This window comes from Geodermatophilus obscurus, assembly GCF_900115395.1.
Lineage (GTDB): Bacteria > Actinomycetota > Actinomycetes > Mycobacteriales > Geodermatophilaceae > Geodermatophilus > Geodermatophilus obscurus_B.
In genome coordinates this window covers 60,164-81,087 of sequence record NZ_FOWE01000008.1, presented here as the reverse complement: position 1 = coordinate 81,087, position 20,924 = coordinate 60,164, and the positions used below count along the sequence as shown (strand labels likewise).

Sequence of the window (20,924 nt, the reverse complement as noted above, 5' to 3'; positions counted from 1 at the left end):
GACAGCGCGGCCCGGTCAGCGCGCGAAGCGCTGCTCCAGGTCCTGCACCTCGGGCAGGCCGACGAGGTCGGTGAACTGGTCGAAGGAGGGCAGCCCCTCCAGCGGCGGGACGCCCTGGGCGCGCAGCGCCGCGAGCAGGGAGCGGATACCGGCCGTGGCGGCCAGCAGGGTGCCGATCGGGTAGATGACCAGCGCGAACCCGAGCTCGCGCATCCGCTCCAGGGACAGGGGAGGGGTGCGGCCGCCCTCGGCCCAGTTGAAGACCAGCGGCGCGACGCCGTCGAGCGCCGTCGCCACCGCCTCGACGTCGCCCTCGGTGGTGGGCGCCTCGACGAAGAGCAGGTCCGCGCCGGCGTCGGCGTAGGCCCGCGCGCGCTCGAGGGCGTCGCCGACGCCGGTGACGGCCACCGCATCGGTGCGGGCGATGACCACCAGGTCGGGGTCGCGGCGGGCGGCCACGGCGGCCCGGACCTTGCCGGTCATCTCGTCGGCGGCCACGAGGGCCTTGCCGCTCATGTGCCCGCACCGCTTGGGCATGACCTGGTCCTCGAGCTGGATCCCGGCCACCCCGGCCTGCTCGTAGAGCTGCACGGTCCGGACGACGTTGAGCGCGTTGCCGTAGCCGGTGTCGGCGTCGGCGATCACCGGGACGTCGACGGCGGCGGCGATGCGCCGGGCGTTGTCGACCATCTCCGCGCCGGTGAGCAGCCCGACGTCCGGCCGGCCGATGAGCGACGCCGTCGTCCCGAAGCCGGTCATGTAGACGGCGTCGAACCCGGCCTGCTCCACCAGCCGCGCCGACAGGGCGTCGTAGGCGCCCGGCGCCAGCAGCGGCCCGCGCCCGGCGAGCAGCTCGCGCAGCCGGGCACGGGGGGTCCGGTCGCTCCCCAGCATCTCTCCCACGCCGACCTCCGTGTGTCCGGTACCCGTACCGCCGCCCGTGCAGGACCGTCAGTGCAGGACGTTGACGCCGTCGCTCATGTAGACGAACACCCGGTGGAACCGCAGGCCGTCCAGGTAGAAGAAGTTGCAGTTGGTCAGCGTCGTCTCGGTGCCCCCGGTGTCGGTGAGCTCGACGGTGAACTGCGAGGCGATCCGGTTGTTCTCCGGGTCGGCGACGTGGGTGAAGTGCACGTGCCGCATCCGCGGCGTGTAGGTGGCGAAGAGGTCCTCGTACATCGCCCGCAGGCCGTCGCGCCCGCTGTGTGTGGAGTGCGCCGACTGGATGGTGAACACCGCGTCCTCGGTGAAGCAGTCGAGGACACCGCTGAGGTCGTTGGCGTCGACGCAGGAGAAGTACCGCTCGACCAGGTTGACCAGGTAGCCGTACGTCGGTGCGTCGCCGGCCGGGCGCGTGATCGTCGCCGTGACCATGTCGGTCCTCGCTTCCTCGCGGGTGGGCTCGGTCGACCCCGCCGGGCGCGCCGTTCCTGCACGGATCCCGACACGCTCGGTTGCATACAGGCTCCGGAGCGCGGTGTCCGGGGTGATGGGGAGTCTGCACCCGCCACGACCTGCAGTGCAACGGCGGAATCGAGACCGGGGAGTCTTCCGCGCTCCTCTTGTGGCGGGCCACCTCGACCCCTAACTTGCATGCAATCACCGGGGAGGTGTGACCGTTGACACGTCCGCCGACGTCCGCGGAGCGCGCCCTCGGAACGCTGCGCGAGCTGATCATGGGCGGCGAGCTGGCCCCGGGCGCGCGACTCGGCGAGGTCGAGCTCGCCGACCGGCTGGGCGTGAGCCGGACCCCGGTCCGCGAGGCGCTCTCCCGGCTGGCCGCCGAGGGGCTGGTGGAGGTCGTGGCCAACCGCGGCGCCCGGGTGGCCACCTGGACCGTCGCCGAGCTCGAGGGCGTGTTCGACCTGCGGTCGGTGCTGGAGCCGCAGCTCACCGCGCACGCCGTCCCGAACGCCGGGCCCGGCGACGTCGACGAGCTCGACGCCCTGGCCCGCCGGATGCACGAGGTCGGCGCCCCCGGGCCGGCCCAGGACCTCGACGCCCTCGTGCCGCTCAACCGCGCCTTCCACGACCGGCTGGTGACCCTCGCCGCGCACCCGACCCTGGCCGCCGCCCTCGCCGCCGCGATCCACCCGCCGATCGTGCGGCGCAACTTCCTCACCTACGACGAGGAGTCGCTGCGCCGCAGCCTGGCCCACCACACCGAGATCGTCGCCGCCGTCCGCGCCGGGGACCCCGCGTGGGCGCGCGCCGTCATGACCAGCCACATCGCCAACGCCCGGGCCGTCATGGTCCGGGCGGCCCGCCTGCAGGCGACCGCCCACCCCCAGGAGGAGACCGCATGAGCTACCGGCTCGGAGTCGACGTCGGGGGGACCTTCACCGACGTCCTGCTCGTGGACGAGGACAGCGGCGCGACGTGGCGGGCCAAGACCGCCTCGACCCCGGCCGACCAGGCGGTCGGCGTGCTCACCGGCATCGAGCGGGTCTGCGCCGACGCCGGCATCTCGATGGCCGAGGTGGCCTCGGTGCTGCACGGCACGACCGTCGCCACCAACGCGATCCTCGAGGGCAAGGGCGCCACCGTCGGGCTGGTCACCACCAGGGGCTTCCGGCAGGTGCTGCAGATCGCCCGCAGCTTCGTGCCCGGCGGGCTGGCCGGCTGGATCATCTGGCCCAAGCCCGAGCCGCTGGCCGACCTCGAGGACACCGTGGAGGTCGACGAGCGGATCGCCAGCGACGGGTCGGTGGTCCGCCCGCTCGACGACGCCGACGTGCGCGCCGCGCTGGAGCGGCTGTCGCGCCGCGGCATCCAGGCGCTGGCGGTCAGCCTGATCAACTCCTTCGCCGACGCCGCCCACGAGCGCCGCATCCGCGAGATCGCCGCCGACGTGCTGCCCGGTGTGCCGGTGTCGCTGTCCTCGGACGTGCTGCCCGAGCTGCGCGAGTACGAGCGCACGCTGACCACCGTCGCCAACGGCTACGTGCAGCCGCAGGTCGACCGCTACGTGCGGCACCTGTCGCAGGGCCTGCGCGAGGGCGGCGTGGCCGGGGAGCTGTCGATCCTGCGCAGCGACGGCGGGCTGCAGTCGGCCGGGGCCGCGGTCTCGGCGCCGGTGACCATGCTGCTGTCCGGCCCGGCCGGCGGGGTGACCGGCGCGGTGTGGGTCGCCGAGCAGTGCGGGTTCCGCGACCTGATCACCTTCGACATGGGCGGCACCTCCACCGACGTGGCGCTGGTGCGCGACCTGTCACCGCGGATCGGCCGCGAGACCAAGGTCGGCGACCTCACCGTGCGGGCCTCCAGCGTCGACATCCGCACCGTCGGTGCCGGCGGTGGCTCGATCGCGCACGTGCCCGAGCTGACCCGCGCGCTTCGGGTCGGCCCGCAGTCGGCCGGCGCCGACCCGGGTCCGGCTGCCTACGGCAAGGGCGGCGTCGACCCCACGGTCACCGACGCCGACGTCGTCCTGGGCTACCTGCCCTCGTCGCTGGCCGGCGGGGAGATCACCCTCGACGCCGAGGCCTCGCGCGCCGCGGTGGGCAAGGTGGCCGAGGCGATGGGCCTGGACTCCCCGGAGGCCGCGGCCGCCGGCATCGTCGACATCGTCAACGAGAACATGCTCGGCGGGCTGCGGCTGGTCTCGGTGCAGCAGGGCTTCGACCCGCGCGACTTCGCCCTCGTCGCCTTCGGCGGCGCCGGGCCGCTGCACGCCAACGCGCTGGGGCGGCTGACCGGCGCGTGGCCGGTGATCGTCCCGCCGTCACCCGGCGTGCTGTGCGCCCTCGGCGACGCGACCACCAGCCGGCGCGACGAGTCCGCCCGCACCGTGCTGCGCCGCTTCGGCCAGCTCGACGACGCCGAGCTGGTGCAGATCCTGCGCGAGCTGGCCGACGACGCCGGTGAGCGGCTGGCCGCGCAGGGCCTGGCGCGCGCCGAGCAGACGGTCGGGTACCAGGTCGACGTCCGCTACCACGGGCAGGGCTTCGAGATCCCGGTCGCGGTCGACCCGGCCTGGCTCGACGGCGACGACGGTCGTGCGGGTGGGGGCAGCAGCGCGCTGGCCGAGCTCGGGACGGCCTTCGACGCCGAGCACGACCGGCTGTTCTCCTTCCTCCTCGACGTCGACCACGAGCTGGTCAACGCCCGCGCCACGGTCACCGGCCCGCGTCCCGACGTCACCCCGGTGCACCTGGACCCCGGCGACGGCGACCCGCGGGAGGCGCTGGTCTCCGAGGCGCCGGTGCACGTCGGCGGCGAGCGGGTGACCGCGTCGGTCTACGACCGGGCGCGGTTGCGCGCCGGGGACGTCGTCCGCGGACCGGCGATCGTCACCGAGATGGACTCCACCACCCTCGTCCTGCCCGGGCACGTGGCCACCGTGCACGCCTCGGGCTCGCTGCTGATCACCCCGGTGGAGGGCTGACATGGCACGGATCATCGAGACCGCGACCGGCGAGGTGGAGCGGGTCGACGTCGACCCGGTGACCCTCGACCTCATCGAGAACGGGCTGCGCAACGCCCGCTACGAGATGGACGAGGTGCTCTTCCGCACCGCGCTCTCCCCGGGCATCCGCGAGCAGCACGACGAGTTCCCGCTCATCGCCGACCGCGACGGGAAGATGGTCGTCGGCCAGTTCGGCCTGTCCATCCCCGACTTCCTCGACGGCTTCGACGGCACCGTCGAGGAGGGCGACGTCCTGCTGACGTCGGACCCCTACTCCTGCGGCGCCGCGATCAGCCACGCCAACGACTGGCTGGTCGTCGTCCCGGTCTTCCACGAGGGCCGGATCGTCGGCTGGGCGTCGATGTTCGGGCACATGTCCGACGTGGGCGGCAAGACGCCGTCGTCCATGCCGACCGACGCCACCACCATCTACGAGGAGGGCGTGGTCATCCCGCCCTTCAAGCTCTACCGGCGGGGCGTGCCGAACGAGGACGCGCTGCGGATCATCCTCAACCAGGTCCGCAAGCCCGACTGGAACCGCGCCGACCTCAACGGCCTGGTCGCCGCCTGCCGCACCGCCTCCCGGCGGGTGGTCGAGATGTGCGACCGGTTCGGCACGGGCACCTACCTGTCGGCGCTCGACGCGCTGCTGCAGCGCAACCACGACGCGATGAAGGTGCTGCTGTCGATGGTGTTCGAGGAGGGCCGCACCCTCTCCTTCACCGACTACATCTGCGACGACGGCGTCGGCAACGGCCCCTACGAGCTGAAGATGTCGCTGACCCGCACCGGGGACAAGGTGCACATCGACTTCACCGGCTCCTCGCCGCAGGCGGTCGGGCCGATCAACTACTACATCAACGAGAACCTGACCCGGATGTTCTTCGGGATCTACATGATCACCGTCGCCGACCCGCAGATCCTCTGGAACGACGGCTTCTACCCGCTGGTCGACGTCACGATCCCCGAGGGCTCCTACTGGAAGCCGAAGTTCCCGGCGGCGTTGTCGGGCCGCAACCACGGCATCGGGCGGGTGTTCGACCTCTTCGGCGGGCTGCTCGGGCAGACCAACCCAGCGCTGCTCAACGCGGCCGGCTTCTCGTCCTCGCCGCACTTCATGTACTCCGGGCACTACTCGTCCGGGGAGCGCACGGGGGAGTGGTTCCAGCTCTACTCGATCGGGTTCGGCGGCATCCCGGGCCGGCCGCTCGGCGACGGGCCCGACGGGCACTCGCTGTGGCCGAGCTTCGTCAACATCCCCTGCGAGTACCTCGAGTCCTACTACCCGCTGCGGATCGAGAAGTGGGAGACCGTCGCCGACACCGGCGGCGCCGGGCTGCACCGCGGCGGCAACGGCGTCGACGTCGCCTACGTCTTCGAGGAGCCCGGCGAGATCGCCATCCACGACGACCGCTGGCTGACCTACCCGTGGGGCGTCAACGGCGGCACGCCCGGCGCCCGGGGCCGCAAGTGGATCGACCGCACCGACGGCACCCGCGAGATGCTGCCCAGCAAGTGCCACGGGGTGCCGGTGCGGCCGGGCGACGTCCTGCACTTCGTCACCTGGGGCGGGGGCGGGTGGGGCGACCCGCTGGCGCGCGACCCGGAGCTGGTGGCGCGGGAGGTCCGCCGCGGGCTGGTCACCCAGGACGGCGCCCGGCGCTACGGCGTGGTCGTGTGCGACGGCGGCGAGGTGGACCCCGGGGCGACCGACACCCTGCGCGACCAGCTGCGCGCCGACCGCCCCGCCGAGCTGCCGGTGTTCGACATGGGGCCGCCGATCGAGGAGCTGCTGGCCCGCTGCGAGGAGGAGACCGGCCTCCCCGCGCCGCGCCGTCCGGTGTGGGCCGCGAGGTGAACGCGGTGCTGCCCTCCTCCTCCGTCGAGATCGCGCGATCTCGCACGCTCGGCGGGCTCCAAACGTGCGAGATCGCGCGATCTCGACACCGGGGGGCGGGATGAGCGCCGCCGGGCCGCACGGCCCGGCGTTCTCCGGCCGGGTGGGCTGGGGGAGCCAGCCGGCCGTGCTCGTCGTCGACCTGTGCCGGGCCTACACCGAGCCGGACGGGCCGTTCGCGCTGCCCGACCCCGCCTCGGCCGTCGAGGCGGCCGCCGCGCTGGTCGACGCCGCCCGGTCCGGCGGGCACCCGGTGGTGTGGACGGCGGTCCGTTACGCCCGGGGGCTGGCCGACGGCGGGCTGTTCGTGCGCAAGGTGCCGGCGCTGGCCGCCTTCGCCGAGGACGCGCCGGGGGAGTGGGGCGAGCTCACGCTGGAGCCCGATCCCGGGGAGCCGGTGGTGGTCAAGCAGTACGCCTCGGCGTTCTTCGGCACGACACTGGCGCCGACCCTCGTCGGCCTGGGCGTGGACACCGTGGTGCTCGCCGGCGTCTCCACGTCCGGCTGCATCCGGGCCTCGGCCACGGACGCGCTCAACTCCGGCTTCCGCCCGCAGGTGGTGCGCCAGGCCTGCGCCGACCGGAGCCCGGCCCTGCACGAGAACAACCTGGCCGACCTCGACGCCAAGTACGCCGACGTCGTCGACCTGTCCGGGGCGCTGACCCACCTGCAGCGCCCCGCGTAGACGGCGGCGCCTCCCGAGTGTCCCCCCTCGGGAGGCGCCGTCCACGACGTCCCGCCTGGTCACCGCGTGCCAGGCTGGGCCGGTGCCGAGACGGAGCGCGGGGGTCCTGCTGTACCGGCGCACCCCCGGCCTGCAGGTGCTGCTCGGGCACATGGGCGGGCCGTTCTGGTCGCGCAGGGACGAGGGCGCCTGGTCGATCCCGAAGGGCGAGTACGGCGACGGCGAGGAGCCTCTCGCCGCGGCGCGCCGGGAGTTCGAGGAGGAGCTCGGCAGCCCGGTCCCGTCGACGGCGCTGGTGCCGCTCGGCGAGCTGCGGGCCGGCGCCAAGGTGCTCACCGTGTGGGCCGCCGAGGGCGACCTGGACGCCGACGCGGTGGTCAGCGGCACCTTCCCGCTGGAGTGGCCGCCGCGGTCGGGCCGGGTGCAGCACTTCCCGGAGGTCGACCGCGCGGCCTGGTTCGGCCTCGACGAGGCGCGGTCCAAGCTGGTGACGGGGCAGGTGCCCTACCTCGACCGGCTGCGCGCCCTGCTCGAGACCTGACCGCGTGTCGGCCTGCTGCTGTCTTCGGCGGTGCGAGGCGACCGCAGGCCGACACCCGGCGCCGAGTGGTCGGGCACCGTGACCATCAGCGCCCGGGGACCACGACCACCGATCACTCGACGACCGACCACTCGCGGGGTCCCCGGCGCGACGCAGCGGCACCGTCCGGGGGAACGGGGTGGGGCGTTCGCGTGACATGTCGTCCTCCGGGGGCGTCGGCACCCCCACGGCGCGGCGGTGGGTGCCACGCTCTGCGGCCACCGTCCCCGGGAGGTCACCGTGAGCACCCCGCACCCCTGTGTCCCCGTCCGCGCCGACACCCCTCCGCCCCGCCCGGTCGCCACCGCCGTCGTGCGCCGCCGGCCCCGCTGGATCGCCGAGCCCGCCGCCAGGTGACGGATCGCTGACGAGTCGTCCCACCCGCCCCACGCGGCACGGCGCCGCCGGTCTCAGGTGGCAGGGTCGGTGTCTCCCCGAGTCCGGTCGGACTCCCGCGTTCGAGGAGACCCGCGTGCCCTGTGACACCTGCGCCGCCGAGACCCGTCCCGGCCCGGTGTGCGCGCGCTGCGCCGCGCTGGCGCAGCTGACCCAGCCGGTGCTGCGGCTGCGGACCCGCCGCCGCCCGCCGGTGCCCCAGGCTCCGGCCCGCTGACCCCCGGGCGCCGGCTCCGCGGTGATCGCGGAGCCGGCGCCGGGGCGTCGTCAGCCGGCGAGGGCCGGCTCCGGGTCGCGGGGCGCGGCCGCCGGCTGCCCGCCGTCGGACTCCCGGATGCCGTACCGGGCGTAGACCCGGCGCAGCGGCCCGGGCGCCCACCAGTTGGCCCGGCCCAGCAGCCGCATCGACGCCGGCACGAGCAGGAGCCGGACGACGGTCGCGTCGACGACGATCGCGATGGCCATCGCCACGCCGATCATCTTGATGAACGTGATCCCCGACAGCGAGAACGCGCCGATCACCACCAGCAGCAGCAGGGCGGCGCTGGTGATGATGCCGCCGGTGCGCTGCAGCCCGGTGGCCACCGCGGTGGTGTTGTCGCCGGTGAGGTCGTACTGCTCCCGGATCCGCGACAGCAGGAACACCTCGTAGTCCATCGACAGGCCGAAGACGATGGCCAGCACGAGGATCGGCTGGGTCGCCTCGATGAAGCCGGTCGGGGTGAAGTCCAGGACGCCGGAGAGGTTGCCGTCCTGGAAGATCCACACGAGGGCGCCGAACGAGGCCCCCAGAGACAGCACGTTCATCAGCACGGCCTTGACCGGCAGCACGACCGAGCCGAAGGCCAGGAACAGCAGCACCAGCGTCGTCCCCACCACGAGCAGCGCCATCCACGGCAGCAGCGAGGCCAGGCTGGCGAGCAGGTCGGTCATCGCCGCGCTCTCCCCGCCCACGAGCACCGCGCCGCCGGGGGGAGCGGGGACGTCGCGCACCGCGGCGACCAGGTCGCGGGCGGCGGCGTCGACCGGGTCCCCGGCGTAGGCCAGCGACACCCGGGCCGTGCTCCCGGCCGCGCCGGTCACCGTGGCGCCCTCGACGCCCTCGACGGCGGCGAGGTCCCCCACGTAGCGCTGCAGCGCCACCGCGCCCTCGGGGGAGGCGACGGGGTCGGCGAGGGTCACCACCGCCGTCACCGGGCCGGACGGCGAGGCGGGGAAGTCGCGGTCGATCGTCTCGGCCACCACCCGGCTCTCCGTCCCCGCCGGCAGCGCCCGGACGTCGATCGCCCCGAACTCGACGCGCAGGAAGGGCAGGGCCAGCGCCAGCAGGAGGCCGACGACGGCGACGGTCACCACGACCGGCCGGCGCATGACCGCGCGGGCGAGCCGCTCCCAGCCGCCGGGGCCGGAGGTCGCCGCGTGCCGGGGACGCCGGCTCACCCGGCTCAGCCACGGCCGCACCGACAGTGCGTCGACCCGCGGACCGAGCACGGCCAGCAGCGCCGGGAGCAGGGTAAGGGCGGCGAGCATCGCGACCAGGACGGCGCTCATCCCGCCGATCCCCATGGAGCGCAGGAACACCTGCGGGAAGATCAGCAGCCCGGCCAGCGACAGCGCGACCGTGACCCCCGAGACGGCGACCGTCCGGCCGGCCGTGGCCATCGTGCGGGCCAGCGCCTCCTCGACCGTCGCCCGCTGCCGGACCTCCTCGCGGAACCGGCTCACCACGAACAGCCCGTAGTCGATGGCCAGCCCCAGGCCCAGGATCGTCACCACGTTGACGGCGAACACCGAGACGTCGGTGAACGCGCTGGCCGCCCGCAGCGCCGCGAACGAGCCGAGGATCGAGGTGATGCCGATGGCCAGCGGCAGGCTCGCGGCGGTGAGGCTGCCGAAGACCACCACCAGCAGCACCGCGAGCACCGGCAGCGAGATCATCTCGGCCCGCGCGATGTCGTCGCCGACGCGCTCGTTGATGTCGCGCTCCACGGTGGTGGCGCCGCCGATCGCCGTCTCCAGCCCGGGTGCGGACAGCTCCGCCTCGACGGCCTCGAGCGCGTCGGTCCGCTCGTCGGCGTCCCCGGCCAGCTGCAGCACCGCGTAGGTCGACCGCCGGTCCCTGCTCACCAGGGACTCCGCCCCGGTGTCGAACCAGGTCGTCGTCCGCTCGACGAGGTCGCCGGGCAGCCGGGCGAGCGAGGCGGTGACCACCTCGCGGTAGGCCGGGTCGTCGACGAGGAGGTCCTCGCTGCGGTAGAGGACGACGACGTCGGCGCTGTCGCGGCCGAGCTCCCGGACCGCCAGCTCCGCCGCCCGGGAGCTCTCGCTGGCCGGGTCCTCGAAGCCGGCGCCGGTGAGCCGGCCGAACAGGCCGGTGCCGAACACGCCCGCGAGGACGACGAGCAGGGCGCCGACCGCCAGTACCGCCCGCCGTCGCCGGTACACCACTCGTCCGAGGGTCTCGAACACGGCAGCCTCCACTCTGTCCCGGTACTATTGTGAACGCCGTTAGCTAACGGCGGTAACTCTGCATACACCGTTCACGGGTGTCAACCGACGGAGGGGAGAGGGGATGGCGCAGCCGGCGAGCCGTCGGGAGCGGGCGCGCGCCGACACGCTGCGCGACATCCGCAGTGCGGCGCGTGCGGTGCTGGTCGACCGCGGGGTCGACGGCCTGGCGCTGCGGGCCATCGCCCGCGAGGTGGGGCTGACCGCACCGGCGCTCTACCGCTACTTCGCCAGCCGCGAGGACCTGGTCGAGCAGGTGGTGGCCGACCTCTACGGCGAGCTCTGCGAGGTCATGGAGGCCGCGCGCGACGCCGTCGACCCGAGGGCCCCGGGCACCCGGCTGCTGGTCACCGCGCGGGCGTTCCGCACCTGGGCCACCACCCACCCGGCGGAGTTCGGCCTGCTGTTCGGCAGCGCCGCCGACGGCGTCGTCCCGGAGTCCCCGGGCGGCGAGGGGCCCGCGGCCGTCGCCGGCCGCCGGTTCGGCGGGGTCTTCGCCACCCTCTTCGCCGAGATCCACCTCCGGCGGCCCTTCCCGGTGCCCGCCGACGACGACCTCGACCCCGGCTACCGCGACCAGTTGCGGGCGTGGTGCGCCGAGCTGCCCGTCGAGCTGCCCCTGGGCGTGATGTCGGTGTTCCTCTCGTGCTGGGTCAGGCTCTACGGGCTGGTGTGCATGGAGGTGTTCGGCCACCTGCGCTTCGCCCTCACCGACGCCGCCCCGCTGTTCGAGGCGGAGATGCGCGCGCTGGGGAAGCGGCTGGGCATCGTGGACGAGTGGGTACCGCCACGGGCGTGACCGACCTCACCGCTAGCAATACGCTTGCAGGAGTTAGCAGTCCGGGAGGGCGGGGCATGACTCCTGCGTCAGGCTTTCCCCCGATCGTTGGAGTCCTCCGTCGTGACCGACCACGCAAAGATCGTCAACCAGCTCCGTGCGCTGGTCCTGCTCACCCAGACCGAGGAGCAGATCGCCCGCACCCGCGTGTCGCAGGCGCGTACCGACGCCGTGCGTCGTGAGCTCACCCAGAACGCCGACAACGCCGCCGAGCGCACCCGCCTCATCACCGCCGAGCTGCGCGAGCTCGGCGGCGTGCCCGACGTCGTCACCCCGCTCGTGGGCCGGCTGTCGGCCGTCCTCAAGGCCACCGTCGAGCAGGCCGCGCCGATCGAGGAGGCCCTCCTGCAGGACCTCACCCTCGAGCACCAGCTGCACGACCGCGCCACCTACCTGAAGGTCCTCGGCAAGAAGGCCGGCATGGCCAAGGTCGAGCGCCTGGCCGAGGGGCTGGAGAAGGCCCACGCGGCCACCATCGAGTGGCTGACCGTCGTGCTGGCCGAGGAGGCCCTGGGCGGCCCGGCCGCGCTGCAGCCGACGCCGTTCCAGCAGGTCGCCGGTGTCGCGACCCGCGCCGCCAACGCGCCCTACCGCTTCGTCGCCAACCGGGTCAACGAGGTGCTCGACTCCGCGGCGCAGCGCCGCTCGCAGGTCGAGGGCGGGCTCGGTGAGGCGGCCGACAAGGCCGGCACGCTCACCGACGCCGTCCGCGAGACGCTCGCCGCCAGCCGGGCCGCCGCGCTGCGCCGGGCCGAGCGCATCGCCCGCCGCGAGGGCAACCGCGACGCCGCCGAGGCCGCCAAGGCCGCCCGCGAGGAGCTCGGCGACGTCTCCGCCGACGAGCTGCCCATCAAGGGCTTCGACTCGCTGTCGACGTCGGCCGCCGCCGAGGCCGCCAAGAAGCTGCGTGAGCCGCACGACATCCGCGTGGTCATCCGCTACGAGGAGACCCACAAGAACCGGTCGAGCGTCATCAGCGCCGCCCAGGTCGCCCTCGCCGCGGTGGCCAAGGAGGCCGTGGGCGTCGACAGCTGACGTCTCCGCCACTCTCCGGAGGGCCCGCACCCCGACCGGGTGCGGGCCCTCCGCCGTCCGGGGAGATCCCCGTCGCTCCCCGTTCACCGGGAACGGGCCCCGGGCATGCTCGGGGCATGCAGATCACACCCCAGGTCCTGGAGCAGGAGTTCTCGCTCCAGACCGCCGCCACCCGCCTGGACTTCCTCAGCCGACGGGACTCCGGTGCCGGGTCCGGCACCTCCGCACCGGAGCGCGACGAGGACGACTGGACCTCCCTGCTCGCCCAGCAGACCTCCCTCGACGTGGCGGAGTCCCTCGAGGTGCTCGCCCTCGGCGAGGTCATCGCCCGCAAGGCCCACGACAGCCAGCTGATCGGCTTCCGCGCCGCGCTCCGCGGCGGGGCGAGCTGGGAGCAGATCGCCGCCGCCCTCGACGTCGCGCCGGCGGAGGCGTGGACCTCCTACCACCGGGCCATCGAGCGCCAGGAGCGCGCCGCCGTCCTCGGCCCGCAGGAGGCCGCGGAGGCACGCGAGCTCGCCGGGGACCGGCCCTCCTAGCGGTTCCGGCCCCCCTGCGGGGAGGCCGTTCCAGCACCTCGCCGGGGGTCAGCGGACCTCGACGCCGCGCCAGAAGGCCACCCGGCCGGTGATCTCCTTCGCCGCGTCCTTCGGCTCGGGGTAGTACCAGGCGGCGTCGGGGTTGGTCCGCCCGTCGACCTCGAGGCTGAAGTAGGACGCCTCGCCCTTCCACGGGCACGTGGTCTGGGTCGAGGAGGGGCGCAGGACGTCCGCGCGCACCGCCTCCCGCGGGAAGTAGGCGTTGCCCTCGACGGTGACGATGTCGTCGGACTCGGCGATGACGGTGCCGTGCCAGGTCGCTGTGGTCATGGCCCGATCGTCCTCCCCGCCGGTGTCCCGCGGCACCCCGTCGTGCGTGATCCGGGGGTCCACCGCAGGAGTACCGCCGGGTGGGGTGGGCATGTGTCGGGGGAGCGCAGACCGGCGCCTCCCCGGCACCCCGCTGCCACCCCACCCCCGACGACGAGGAGCCCGCCCGTGTCCGGAGCCGCCCGCACGCCCGACCCCGACGACCAGCGCCGCGGGATGACGCCCCGGCCCAAGCGGGGGCGCGCGCTGATGCTCGGCATCTTCTTCGGCCTGATCGTGTTCGTGTTCCTCTTCATCACCCTCGTCAGCCAGTGCGGCACCGGCGACGACGACGAGGTCTACGACGACGACCCGCAGGGCAGCGCCCTGGTCGTCGACGTCGCGTCCCTGCTGCCCGCCGCCTGAGCCCTCGGGGAGGCCGGGCCCCGGGGTCAGCGGCGGTCGAGGATGGCGAAGGTGGCCACCGCGTGCGCCACCGAGCGGCCGTCCTGCTCGACGTCGGCCTCGCAGATGGTCAGGTGCCGGCCGCGGGTGCGCACCCGGCCCCGCACCTGCAGCGGTCCTGGCTCGCCGGGGCGCAGGTAGGTCACCGTCAGCTGGCTGGTCGCCGGCACCTCGCCGTCCTCGGTGGTCGTGCGCACCGCCTGACCCATGGCGGTGTCGACCAGCGTCGCGACGACGCCACCGTGCAGCGTCCCCGCGGGGTTGAGGTGCTCGTCGCGGACCTCGAAGACGAGCGTGGCCGTGCCGTCCTCGCCCTCGTCGAGCCGGGCGCCGATCCGCCCCGCGAAGCCGCCCACGTCGCCGTCGTCCGCCATGCCTGGGCGGTACCCCCGCCGGCCGGGGCCCACGCCCGGACGCCGCGCGCGGGACCACTCCCGGACCGACGGCGCGCGGCTAGGGTCCGCCGCCGTGTCGGTGCGGCGGAGGACCTGGGTCGGGCTCGTGGCGGCGGTCGTGGTGGTGCTCGGGGTGGTCACCCTGGTCTGGTTCCAGCCGCAGAAGCTCTTCTACGACGACCGGGTCGACGAGGGCCTGCCCTCGGCCGGGGCCGCGCCCCCGACCGCCGACGGTGGCGTGGTCACCGCCGCGCCACCCGGGCCGGTCGACCTCGCCGCGGGGACGTTCGTGTCCCGCGAGCACGGGACCGTCGGCACCGCGCGGGTCGTCCGGCTGCCGGACGGGCAGACGGTCGTGCGGCTGGAGGGGTTCGAGACGTCCAACGGCCCGGCGCTCCACGTCTACCTGTCGCAGAACCCCGCGGCCGGCGAGGAGGGCGCGTTCGACGACGAGTTCGTCGACCTGGGCGTGCTCAAGGGCAACGTGGGTGACCAGAACTACCCGGTCCCCGCGGGCGTCGAGGCCACCGGCTGGGTCAGCGTCGTCATCTGGTGCGACCGGTTCGACGCCGCGTTCGGGGCCGCCGACCTGCAGGCGGTGGCGATGTCGTGAGCCGCGCTGTCGTGAGCCGCGCTCAGGCGGGCTCGCGCCGCATCGGCACGTGCGGGATGCCGTCCTCGACGTAGCCGGGGCCGCTGAGCCGGAATCCGAACCGCTCGTACCAGCCCTGCAGGTGCGCCTGCGCGCCGAGCGTGACGGGCACGCCCTCGCACAGCGCGATGCCGGCCTCCACCAGCCGGGCGGCCAGCCCGCGTCCCCGGGCGCCCGCGGCGGTGGCCACCCGGCCGATCGCGCGCGTCGCGCCGTCGTCGAGCACCCGGATGGTGGCCAGGACGTCGCCGCCGTCGTCGAACCACAGGTGCCAGGTGGCCGGCTCGACGTCGCGGCCGTCGAGCTCGGGGTAGGGGCACTCCTGCTCGACGACGAACACGTCGACCCGCAGCCGGCACAGGGCGTAGACCTCGAACGGGGTGAGTTCGGCGAAGCGGGCGGTGCGCAGGACGGGGGTCACCCGCCCGTTGTAGCGCACCGCCCGCCGGGAGCTCGGAGGCGTCTCACGCGCGGTCGCGGTAGCGGCGCATCGTCAGCGGGCCGAGGACGGCCACCAGGGCCACCGCCCAGACCAGCACCCACAGCACGTCGGAGCCGACGACCTCGCCGTGCACCAGGCCGCGCACCGAGCTCACGAGCGAGCTCACCGGGTTCACCTCGACGACCGCCTGCAGCCAGCCGGGCATGGTCGCCGGGTCGACGAAGATGTTGCTGCCGAACGTCAGCGGCATCAGGACCATCATCGACCAGCCCATCACCGCCTGCGGGGTGCGGAGCCGGAGCGCCAGGTAGGTCCAGGTCCAGCCGAGGGCGAAGGCGAAGACCAGCAGCAGGCCCACGGCGGCCAGCACGCCGGTCACCCCGCCACCGGGCCGCAGGCCCAGCGCCATGCCGAGGCCGAGCACGACGATCGAGGCCAGCGTGAACCGGACGACGTCGCCGAGCAGGGCCCCCACCAGCGCGCTGGGCCGCCACACCGGCAGCGAGCGGATCCGGTCGAAGACGCCCTTCTCGATGTCGGTGTTCAGGGCGACGCCGGTGTACATGGTGATCATCAGGATGCTCTGCACCAGGATCCCGGGCAGGAAGAACTGCACGTAGGCCTCGACCGAGCCGGCCAGGGCGCCGCCGAAGAGGTACGTGAAGATCAGCGTGAGCATCACCGGGAAGACGGTGACGTCGAAGAGTTGCTCGGGGACGTGCTTGATCCGCAGCAGGGTCCGCCAGCCGAAGGTCGCCGACGCGGCGATCGGTCCCTGCGGCCTCGGGCGCTCGCCGGACCCCAGCGCGGCGAGCACCGCGGCGGTGTCGGGTGCGGCGAGCCGGATGGGTGCGCTGTCCAGGGCGGTCATCGCCGTGCCTCCGGGGCGGTCGGGGTGCCGGCGTCCTCGGCGGGCCGGCCGGTCAGGGCGAGGAAGACCTCGTCGAGGCTCGGCTGGCCGAGCGCGAACTGGGCCAGGTCGATCCCGGCCCCCTCGAGCGCGGTCAGCGCGCGGGCGGCGGGGGCGGACCCGAGCACCCGCGCGGTGAGCGCCGCCGGGTCGCCGTCCTCGGTCACCGGCACGCCCAGCACTCGCTGGAGCAGCTCGCGGGCCGTGCCCCGGCGGGCCGGGTCGAGCACCCGCACGTGCAGCGTGCCCGAGCCCACCGACGCCTTGAGCTGCCCGGGCGTGCCCTCGGCGATGACCCGGCCGGCGTCGATGACGGAGATGCGGTCGGCGAGCTGGTCGGCCTCGTCGAGGTACTGGGTGGTCAGCAGCACCGTCGTCCCGCCGCGGACCAGCGCCCGCACGACGTCCCACACCTGGTTGCGGCTGCGCGGGTCGAGGCCGGTGGTGGGCTCGTCGAGGAAGACCAGGTCGGGCCGGACGACGATGCTCGCGGCGATGTCGACCCGCCGCCGCATGCCGCCGGAGTACTGCTTCACCTGCTTGCCGGCCGCCTCGGTGAGGCCGAAGGCGCTCAGCAGCTGGTCGGTGCGCTGGCGGGCCGCGGCACGGGAGTAGCCGAGCAGCCGGGCCAGCAGCAGCAGGTTCTCCGCGCCGGAGAGGTCCTCGTCGAGGGAGGCGAACTGGCCGGTGAGGCTGACCCGCGCGCGGACGGCGTCGGCGTCGCGGACCACGTCGTGGCCGAAGACCCGCGCCTGCCCGCCGTCGGGCGGGACGAGGGTCGCCAGCATGCGGATGGTCGTCGTCTTGCCCGCCCCGTTGGGACCCAGGAAGCCGTGCACCCCGCCGCGCGGGATGCGCAGGTCGACGCCGGCCACCGCCGTCGTCGCGCCGAACCGCTTGACCAGCCCGGTCGCCTCGATCGCCGGGACGTCGTCGTCCCCGGGCGCCGTCCCTCCGGCCGGCACCGTGTCGCCGACGTACGCCGTCACGTGCTCCACCTCCTGCCTCCCGTGTCGGGTGCCCGCACGGTGCCGCACGGGTCTGACGGTCAGACGGGCCGGCGTCCCGGGACTCATCGGTACCGCGGCGGGCGGTGCCCTGCTTAGGTGTGCCTATCCTGGGCGGCTGACGAGACCGTCGTCCCGCGACCCGTGGAGGACCCGTGACCAGCCCTGCCCGGGCGACAGCTGCCGCGCTGACCGCCGTGTGCCTCTCCGGGGCGCTGGCCGCCTGCGGCAGCGCGGGGGCCGCCGATCCCGAGACGCTCACCGTGTACAGCGCCCAGCACGAGAGCCTGGTGCGCACGATGCTCGAGGGCTTCACCGACGAGACCGGCATCGAGGTGGAGCTCCGCGACGGCAACGACGCGGAGCTGGCCAACCAGATCGTGCAGGAGGGCGAGGCCTCGCCGGCCGACGTGTTCCTCACCGAGAACAGCCCCTCGATCGCCGTGCTCGACCGTGAGGGACTGCTCGCGCCACTGGACCAGGAGACCCTCGACCAGGTCGGGGAGCAGTTCCGGCCCTCGTCGGGCACCTGGACCGGCTTCGCCGCCCGCTCGACCGTGCTGGTCTACGACCCGGCTGCGCTGACGGAGGACCAGTTGCCGGCCTCGATCATGGACCTGGCCGACCCGGCGTGGGAGGGCCGCATCGGCATCGCCGCCGGCGGCGCGGACTTCCAGGCCATCGTCGCCGCCGTCCTCGCCACGCAGGGCGAGGAGGCCACCCGGGCGTGGCTGGAGGGCCTCGAGCGCAACGCCGGCGTCTACCAGAGCAACACCGCCGTGATGGTCGCCGCCGACGAGGGCGAGATCGACGCCGGGGTGATGTACCACTACTACTGGTACCGCGACCAGGCCGAGGGTGGCCTCAAGGGCGACGACGCGCGGCTGCACCTCTTCGGCAACGGCGACCCGGGCGCCTTCCTCAGCGTCTCCGGCGCCGGAGTGCTGGCCTCCTCCGACCAGCAGGACGCCGCCCAGCGGCTGGTCGCCTGGCTGACCGCGCCGGAGGCGCAGCAGCGGCTGGCCGAGAGCACCGCCCTCGAGTACGCCGTCGGCACCGGGGTGCCCTCCGCCGGGGCGCTGCCGCCGCTGGACACCCTCGGCGCCCCGGCCGTCGACCCCTCCTCCCTCGACCAGGAGCGCGTCACCGAGCTCATGCAGGAGGTGGGGCTGCTCTGAGCCCCACCGCCGTCCCCGGCCCCGCGACCCCGGCCGCCCCGGCGTCGCGGCGCCGCCGCGCGTCCCGGGCCCGGCGCTCGCCGGTGACGGTGCTGCTGGCGGCGGCCGTCGCCGCGCTCGCGCTGCTGCCCCTGGTGCACATCGCGGTGGCCGTCGCCGAGGTCGGCTGGAGCGGCGTCGCGGAGCTGGTGTTCCGCCCGCGGGTGGCCGAGCTCCTCGGCAACACCGTCCGGCTGGTCGGCGGCACCGTCGCGGTCACCGCGGTCCTGGGCGTGGGGACGGCCTGGCTGGTCGAGCGCAGCACGGTGCCCGGCCGCCGCGTCTGGCACGTGCTGCTGGTCGCACCGCTGGCCCTGCCCGCCTTCGTCAGCAGCTCGGCGTGGATCTCGCTGCTGCCCGGCCTGGACACCTACGGCGGCGCCCTGCTGGTCGTGTCGCTGGCCTACGCGCCCTTCGTCTACCTGCCCGTCGTCGCCGCCTTCCGGGGGCTGGACCCCGCGCTGGAGGAGACCGCCCGCGGTCTGGGCCTGTCGGCCTGGGCGGTCTTCCGGCGGGTGCAGCTGCCCCAGCTGCGGGTGGCCGTCCTCGGCGGGACCCTGCTGGTCGCGCTGCACGTGCTCGCCGAGTTCGGCGCCCTGGCGATGCTGCGCTACCCGACCCTCACGACGGCGGTCTACGACCAGTACCGCGCCACCTTCAACGGCCCGGCCGCCACGATGCTCGCCGGTGTCCTCGTCCTGCTGTGCCTGGTGCTGCTGCTGGCAGAGGTCCGGCTGCGCGGCACCCGCGGCTACGCCCGCACCGGGGCCGGCGCCGCCCGCCGGGTGGTCCCCGTCCGGCTCGGGGCGCTCACCGGCCCGGCCCTGCTCGTCCTCGCCACCGTGGTCGGGCTGTCGCTGCTGGTCCCGCTCGGCGCGCTGGTGTCCTGGTTCCTCACCGGCACCTCGGCGCGGGTCGACTGGGCGGTCCTGGCCGGCACGACGGGGACGACGCTCGCCCTGGCCGGCGCGGCCGCGGCCGTCACCACCGTGCTGGCGCTGCCCACCGGGTGGCTGGCGGTGCGCCGCCGGGGGCCGCTGGCCACGCTGCTCGAGCGCACCACCTACCTGGGCAGCGCCGTGCCGGCCATCGTCGTCGCCCTCGCCCTGGTGGCGGTCGGCATCCGCGTCCTGCCCGGGCTGTACCAGACCGTGCCGGTCCTGCTGGCCGCCTACGCCGTCCTGTTCCTGCCCCGGGCGATCGTCACCGTGCGCGCGGCCGTCGAGCAGTCCCCGCCGGTGCACGACGACGTCGCCGCCTCCCTCGGGGTCTCCGCGCCCGCGCGGCTGTGGCGGGTGACGCTGCCGCTGCTGGCCCCGGGGATCGGGGCGGGAGCGGCGCTGGTGTTCCTCGCGGTGGTCACCGAGCTCACCGCCACGCTGCTGCTGGCCCCGACGGGCACCGAGACGCTCGCCACGGCGTTCTGGTCGGCGAGCAGTGCCCTCGAGTACGGCGCCGCCGCGCCCTACGCCGCGGTCATGGTCCTGCTCTCGGCACCGGCCACGGTGCTGCTCTCCCGAGACGTCCGACGAGGTCTGACCACATGAGCGCGCTGACCGTCACCGGCCTGGTGAAGTCCCACGGCCGCACCCCGGTGCTCACCGGCGTCGACCTGCACGTCCCGTCCGGGACGACCACCGCGCTGCTCGGCCCCTCCGGCTGCGGGAAGACGACGCTGCTGCGCATCGTCGCCGGGTTCGACGACCCCGACGCCGGGACCGTGGAGCTGGGCGGCCGGGTGGTGGCCGGTGCCGGGCGCGGCGTCCCCGCGCGCTCCCGGGGCATCGGCTTCGTGCCGCAGGAGGGTGGGCTGTTCCCGCACCTGAGCGTGGCCGGCAACGTCGCGTTCGGGCTGCCCCGCAGGCTGCGCCGCGACCGCACGCGCGTCGCCGGGCTGCTGGCGCTCGTCGGCCTCGACGCCGCGCTGGCCGACCGGGTGCCGCACCAGCTCTCCGGTGGCCAGCAGCAGCGGGTGGCGCTGGCCCGCGCCCTGGCACCCGAGCCCTCCCTCGTCCTGCTCGACGAGCCGTTCTCCTCCCTCGACGCCGCGCTGCGGGAGGACACCCGCCGCGCCGTCGCCGACGCGCTGCGGGCCACCGGCGCGACCGCCGTCCTGGTCACCCACGACCAGGCCGAGGCGCTCTCGACCGCCGACCAGGTGGCCGTGGTGCGTGGCGGCAGGCTCGCGCAGCTTGCCGATCCGCGGACCCTCTACTCCCGGCCCGCGGACCTCGAGGTGGCCGCCTTCGTCGGGGAGGCCGTGGTCCTCGACGGCGAGGCCGCCGGCGGGCGGGTCACCTCCGAGCTGGGGGAGCTGTCCCTCGGGCGGCCGTGCGCCGACGGCCCGGTCCGGGTGCTGCTGCGACCCGAGCAGCTGCGGCTGTCGGGCGGCCCGGGCACGCGCGCACGGGTCCGCGGCGTCGACTTCTACGGCCACGACGCCCGGATCGAGCTGGAGCTGCCCTCGGGGCTGCGGGTCAGCGCGCGCACCGAGGGCGGTGACCTGCCCTCCGAGGGGGCCGAGGTCACCGTGGTGGTCGCCGGCCCGGCGGTACCGTTCCCCGCCGCGGCGCCGACCGTCCCGCCCGTCGCGACCGCGCCGGCCCGACCCGGGGTGCCGACGGCGACTTAGGCCTGCCTA

Annotated in this window: 22 protein-coding genes; 14 read left to right on the top strand and 8 right to left on the bottom strand. The window is 74.8% G+C overall.

The annotated features are described in order from the left end of the window. Positions 1 to 15 precede the first annotated feature (15 nt). Both BM165_RS16535 and BM165_RS16530 read right to left on the bottom strand, forming a co-directional pair. Positions 16 to 894, bottom strand: coding sequence for an isocitrate lyase/PEP mutase family protein (locus BM165_RS16535; RefSeq protein WP_075014648.1), 879 nt, complete (start codon positions 892 to 894; stop codon positions 16 to 18). A gap of 57 nt (positions 895 to 951) precedes the next feature. Further along, positions 952 to 1,374, bottom strand: a complete 423-nt coding sequence (locus BM165_RS16530; RefSeq protein WP_075014647.1) for a nuclear transport factor 2 family protein — start codon at positions 1,372 to 1,374, stop codon at positions 952 to 954. Between the two features lie 245 nt (positions 1,375 to 1,619). Between BM165_RS16530 and BM165_RS16525 the strand changes: the two genes are divergently transcribed. The 6 genes from BM165_RS16525 to BM165_RS24845 all read left to right on the top strand — a co-directional run bounded on the left by BM165_RS16525 (position 1,620) and on the right by BM165_RS24845 (position 8,183). Beyond that, positions 1,620 to 2,306 carry a GntR family transcriptional regulator gene (locus tag BM165_RS16525; RefSeq protein WP_075014646.1) on the top strand — a complete coding sequence of 229 codons (687 nt, stop codon included), beginning with the start codon at positions 1,620 to 1,622 and terminating at the stop codon, positions 2,304 to 2,306. Next, on the top strand, positions 2,303 to 4,387 hold the full coding sequence (locus BM165_RS16520) for a hydantoinase/oxoprolinase family protein (RefSeq protein ID WP_075014645.1): 2,085 nt from the start codon (positions 2,303 to 2,305) through the stop codon (positions 4,385 to 4,387). The genes BM165_RS16525 and BM165_RS16520 overlap by 4 nt, the downstream gene beginning before the upstream one ends. 1 nt (position 4,388) lies before the next feature. Then, positions 4,389 to 6,266, top strand: coding sequence for a hydantoinase B/oxoprolinase family protein (locus BM165_RS16515; RefSeq protein ID WP_075014644.1), 1,878 nt, complete (start codon positions 4,389 to 4,391; stop codon positions 6,264 to 6,266). A gap of 100 nt (positions 6,267 to 6,366) precedes the next feature. Next, positions 6,367 to 6,990 carry an isochorismatase family protein gene (locus tag BM165_RS16510; RefSeq protein ID WP_075014643.1) on the top strand — a complete coding sequence of 208 codons (624 nt, stop codon included), beginning with the start codon at positions 6,367 to 6,369 and terminating at the stop codon, positions 6,988 to 6,990. 82 nt (positions 6,991 to 7,072) lie between these two features. Further along, positions 7,073 to 7,531: an NUDIX hydrolase gene (locus BM165_RS16505; RefSeq protein ID WP_075014642.1), complete on the top strand. Its 459-nt coding sequence runs from the start codon at positions 7,073 to 7,075 to the stop codon at positions 7,529 to 7,531. A 511-nt stretch (positions 7,532 to 8,042) separates the two neighbouring features. After that, the gene (locus tag BM165_RS24845) at positions 8,043 to 8,183 is read left to right on the top strand and encodes a hypothetical protein (RefSeq protein WP_177225225.1); all 141 of its coding nucleotides are present in this window, start codon (positions 8,043 to 8,045) and stop codon (positions 8,181 to 8,183) included. A gap of 50 nt (positions 8,184 to 8,233) precedes the next feature. On the opposite strand, the gene BM165_RS16500 is transcribed toward BM165_RS24845, so the two are convergent. Continuing rightward, positions 8,234 to 10,435, bottom strand: a complete 2,202-nt coding sequence (locus tag BM165_RS16500; protein WP_075014641.1) for an MMPL family transporter — start codon at positions 10,433 to 10,435, stop codon at positions 8,234 to 8,236. A 103-nt stretch (positions 10,436 to 10,538) separates the two neighbouring features. Here BM165_RS16500 and BM165_RS16495 point away from each other — a divergent pair, with 103 nt between their 5' ends. The 3 genes from BM165_RS16495 to BM165_RS16485 all read left to right on the top strand — a co-directional run bounded on the left by BM165_RS16495 (position 10,539) and on the right by BM165_RS16485 (position 12,886). Continuing rightward, positions 10,539 to 11,273, top strand: coding sequence for a TetR/AcrR family transcriptional regulator (locus tag BM165_RS16495; protein WP_075014640.1), 735 nt, complete (start codon positions 10,539 to 10,541; stop codon positions 11,271 to 11,273). A 102-nt stretch (positions 11,274 to 11,375) separates the two neighbouring features. After that, positions 11,376 to 12,347 (top strand): hypothetical protein, encoded by a 972-nt coding sequence (locus BM165_RS16490; RefSeq protein ID WP_075014834.1) that lies wholly within the window; start codon positions 11,376 to 11,378, stop codon positions 12,345 to 12,347. Between the two features lie 116 nt (positions 12,348 to 12,463). Continuing rightward, positions 12,464 to 12,886 (top strand): hypothetical protein, encoded by a 423-nt coding sequence (locus BM165_RS16485; protein ID WP_075014639.1) that lies wholly within the window; start codon positions 12,464 to 12,466, stop codon positions 12,884 to 12,886. 48 nt (positions 12,887 to 12,934) lie between these two features. Here the strand turns inward: BM165_RS16485 and BM165_RS16480 are convergent, their stop codons facing one another. Then, positions 12,935 to 13,216: a DUF427 domain-containing protein gene (locus BM165_RS16480; RefSeq protein WP_075014833.1), complete on the bottom strand. Its 282-nt coding sequence runs from the start codon at positions 13,214 to 13,216 to the stop codon at positions 12,935 to 12,937. A 168-nt stretch (positions 13,217 to 13,384) separates the two neighbouring features. Here BM165_RS16480 and BM165_RS16475 point away from each other — a divergent pair, with 168 nt between their 5' ends. Then, on the top strand, positions 13,385 to 13,621 hold the full coding sequence (locus BM165_RS16475; RefSeq protein WP_075014638.1) for a hypothetical protein: 237 nt from the start codon (positions 13,385 to 13,387) through the stop codon (positions 13,619 to 13,621). Positions 13,622 to 13,647: 26 nt separating this feature from the next. Here BM165_RS16475 and BM165_RS16470 read toward each other — a convergent pair whose 3' ends face one another. Further along, complete coding sequence (locus tag BM165_RS16470; protein WP_075014637.1) at positions 13,648 to 14,034, bottom strand: PaaI family thioesterase; 387 nt, start codon at positions 14,032 to 14,034, stop codon at positions 13,648 to 13,650. 94 nt (positions 14,035 to 14,128) lie between these two features. On the opposite strand from BM165_RS16470, the gene BM165_RS16465 reads away from it, so the two are divergent. Beyond that, positions 14,129 to 14,668 (top strand): DM13 domain-containing protein, encoded by a 540-nt coding sequence (locus BM165_RS16465; protein WP_075014636.1) that lies wholly within the window; start codon positions 14,129 to 14,131, stop codon positions 14,666 to 14,668. A 22-nt stretch (positions 14,669 to 14,690) separates the two neighbouring features. Here BM165_RS16465 and BM165_RS16460 read toward each other — a convergent pair whose 3' ends face one another. The 3 genes from BM165_RS16460 to BM165_RS16450 are packed head-to-tail and all read right to left on the bottom strand — an operon-like array spanning position 14,691 to position 17,048. Continuing rightward, entirely contained in the window at positions 14,691 to 15,128 is a 438-nt protein-coding gene (locus BM165_RS16460; RefSeq protein WP_075014832.1) for a GNAT family N-acetyltransferase, read from the bottom strand. Between the two features lie 43 nt (positions 15,129 to 15,171). Beyond that, positions 15,172 to 16,020 carry an ABC transporter permease gene (locus BM165_RS16455; protein ID WP_075014635.1) on the bottom strand — a complete coding sequence of 283 codons (849 nt, stop codon included), beginning with the start codon at positions 16,018 to 16,020 and terminating at the stop codon, positions 15,172 to 15,174. Next, positions 16,017 to 17,048 carry an ATP-binding cassette domain-containing protein gene (locus tag BM165_RS16450; protein WP_244274284.1) on the bottom strand — a complete coding sequence of 344 codons (1,032 nt, stop codon included), beginning with the start codon at positions 17,046 to 17,048 and terminating at the stop codon, positions 16,017 to 16,019. The genes BM165_RS16455 and BM165_RS16450 overlap by 4 nt, the downstream gene beginning before the upstream one ends. A 173-nt stretch (positions 17,049 to 17,221) precedes the next feature. Here BM165_RS16450 and BM165_RS16445 point away from each other — a divergent pair, with 173 nt between their 5' ends. From BM165_RS16445 to BM165_RS16435, 3 genes are all read left to right on the top strand, one after another. After that, positions 17,222 to 18,244, top strand: a complete 1,023-nt coding sequence (locus BM165_RS16445) for an iron ABC transporter substrate-binding protein (protein WP_075014634.1) — start codon at positions 17,222 to 17,224, stop codon at positions 18,242 to 18,244. A gap of 83 nt (positions 18,245 to 18,327) precedes the next feature. Beyond that, a complete protein-coding gene (locus BM165_RS16440; RefSeq protein ID WP_075014633.1) occupies positions 18,328 to 19,830 on the top strand; it encodes an ABC transporter permease in 1,503 nt (500 codons plus the stop codon). Then, a complete protein-coding gene (locus BM165_RS16435; protein ID WP_075014632.1) occupies positions 19,827 to 20,915 on the top strand; it encodes an ABC transporter ATP-binding protein in 1,089 nt (362 codons plus the stop codon). Before BM165_RS16440 ends, BM165_RS16435 begins: the two co-directional genes overlap by 4 nt. Positions 20,916 to 20,924: the final 9 nt, after the last annotated feature.

Excerpts from the sequence above, each read along its gene's own strand:
- BM165_RS16530 (WP_075014647.1), bottom strand. The coding sequence starts at position 1,374 with ATGGTCACGGCGACGATCACGCGCCCGGCCGGCGACGCACCGACGTAC.
- BM165_RS16455 (WP_075014635.1), bottom strand. The coding sequence starts at position 16,020 with ATGACCGCCCTGGACAGCGCACCCATCCGGCTCGCCGCACCCGACACC.
- BM165_RS16520 (WP_075014645.1), top strand. The coding sequence starts at position 2,303 with ATGAGCTACCGGCTCGGAGTCGACGTCGGGGGGACCTTCACCGACGTC.
- BM165_RS16480 (WP_075014833.1), bottom strand. The coding sequence starts at position 13,216 with ATGACCACAGCGACCTGGCACGGCACCGTCATCGCCGAGTCCGACGAC.
- BM165_RS16485 (WP_075014639.1), top strand. The coding sequence starts at position 12,464 with ATGCAGATCACACCCCAGGTCCTGGAGCAGGAGTTCTCGCTCCAGACC.
- BM165_RS16495 (WP_075014640.1), top strand. The coding sequence starts at position 10,539 with ATGGCGCAGCCGGCGAGCCGTCGGGAGCGGGCGCGCGCCGACACGCTG.
- BM165_RS16515 (WP_075014644.1), top strand. The coding sequence starts at position 4,389 with ATGGCACGGATCATCGAGACCGCGACCGGCGAGGTGGAGCGGGTCGAC.
- BM165_RS16435 (WP_075014632.1), top strand. The coding sequence starts at position 19,827 with ATGAGCGCGCTGACCGTCACCGGCCTGGTGAAGTCCCACGGCCGCACC.
- BM165_RS16510 (WP_075014643.1), top strand. The coding sequence starts at position 6,367 with ATGAGCGCCGCCGGGCCGCACGGCCCGGCGTTCTCCGGCCGGGTGGGC.
- BM165_RS16470 (WP_075014637.1), bottom strand. The coding sequence starts at position 14,034 with ATGGCGGACGACGGCGACGTGGGCGGCTTCGCGGGGCGGATCGGCGCC.
- BM165_RS16535 (WP_075014648.1), bottom strand. The coding sequence starts at position 894 with ATGCTGGGGAGCGACCGGACCCCCCGTGCCCGGCTGCGCGAGCTGCTC.